This window comes from Bacteroides caecigallinarum, assembly GCF_016902295.1.
Taxonomy (GTDB): Bacteria; Bacteroidota; Bacteroidia; order Bacteroidales; family Bacteroidaceae; genus Phocaeicola; species Phocaeicola caecigallinarum_A.
On the sequence record NZ_JACJLQ010000106.1, the window covers coordinates 1 to 1,399 of the forward strand.

The 1,399-nt window shown below is 36.4% G+C and carries 1 protein-coding gene; it reads right to left on the reverse strand.

Annotated features, from left to right (window positions below; genetic code table 11):
* Window positions 1–680: 680 nt before the first annotated feature.
* The coding region (locus H6A27_RS14350; protein ID WP_204509177.1) for a nucleotidyl transferase AbiEii/AbiGii toxin family protein at window positions 681–1,399 on the reverse strand (719 nt) is incomplete at its 5' end.

The following is a 1,399-nucleotide window of genomic DNA, read 5'->3' on the forward strand; positions in this document are numbered from 1 at the left end:
ACGGAATATTAGTATATTTGCTCATGGCTTTGAGATGTGGAATTAGTCGTTTGGGAGCTACTAATTTACTCAATTTCTGTTATATACAGAAATTCTCAAAGCCTTTTTTATTTACTTCTCATCGAAATATTCTAAATCCGAAACTTGAGTTAATAACACAGATGCGAATGAATTTATCTCTAATATGCATCTATATTTTGCAAAATTAGGTAATTATCAATTATTTCGCATAATATTTATCGAAAATATTTCTCAATATCTCATCTGTGTTTATTTAGTCGCCAATTATTTCAGCAAGGAGAAAAAGGTATTCACATATATACAGGTTTTCAGATTCTCAGAAAGATGTACGTTATGTTAATCCTGCATATGGTAGAAATTTATGCTACATGATTTTTCAGCAAAGGAAAAAAGAACTTACTTTCCTGCTTAGGGATGAAGTTTATAAATAAGTTTATCAATTCATATATACATACTATTAAACTTGTAAACTCAATGGCTTATCCTGTTGTATGGCTGAATCAGTCAAGTAAGTTTAGTTTAAGATACATGTATATATACATGGGTAAATCTAAACTTTAAACTTGTAGAAAGCCCTCCATCAGTCAGAATGCTGTTCTGGTTGATGGAGGGCTATATTGGTCTTTTTCTCCTTGCTGAAATTGTATTTCTGTTTATAGTTACAACTGTTGTAATAGATGGCTGGTCTTTGCCCAATAGTAATATGCTTCAGGAGAAGTCCTTTTCAGCTTATTCAGTCGCGAAGGAAGTGTGGGTGCTATATCCAGGAAGCCTATGGTGGCAGGATTACCGTCGTATTTTTCTATTATTGTGTTGCCCGTCTCTATCATTGTGGCGATATAGGCTGCGCGTGCTGCGTCTCTAATCGCATCGTCAATGAAATAACCGCCATTGAACATGAAGGATTTGATCCTTTGTATACCACGTTGTAGTGCATCAAATTGTCCGTTTCCTTCACTTCCCCTTGTTGCCAGACACAGCGAAGTCTGTCTGATATCATCGAAAATGAGTTTTGGATTGTTTGGCAAATGCCTGTATGAGAGTTCAACTTCTGCAATTTGTACAAACGATTTTGTCGTTGTTTCAAGGACCTCTGTCTTCTCGAACAGTCTGGCTATATCATATAGCTGTTTGATGATCTCCATGCTGGCATCCTTACCATTTTTGATATATGGAATACCTGTTGTATTGGGTGCATACGCCGTAAGCTTGTCTCCGAGAATATCTCCAATGGATGGTACTTTTACATAATTCAGTTCACCTTCTGTCTTTATAAAACGGCTTTCTACAGGTAAAGTCACGACTTCGTTGTAGTGACAGTCTTCATTTAGAACGTCCAGCAGGATGGTTTCTTTTCGGTCTATGCCATCAAGGAAAG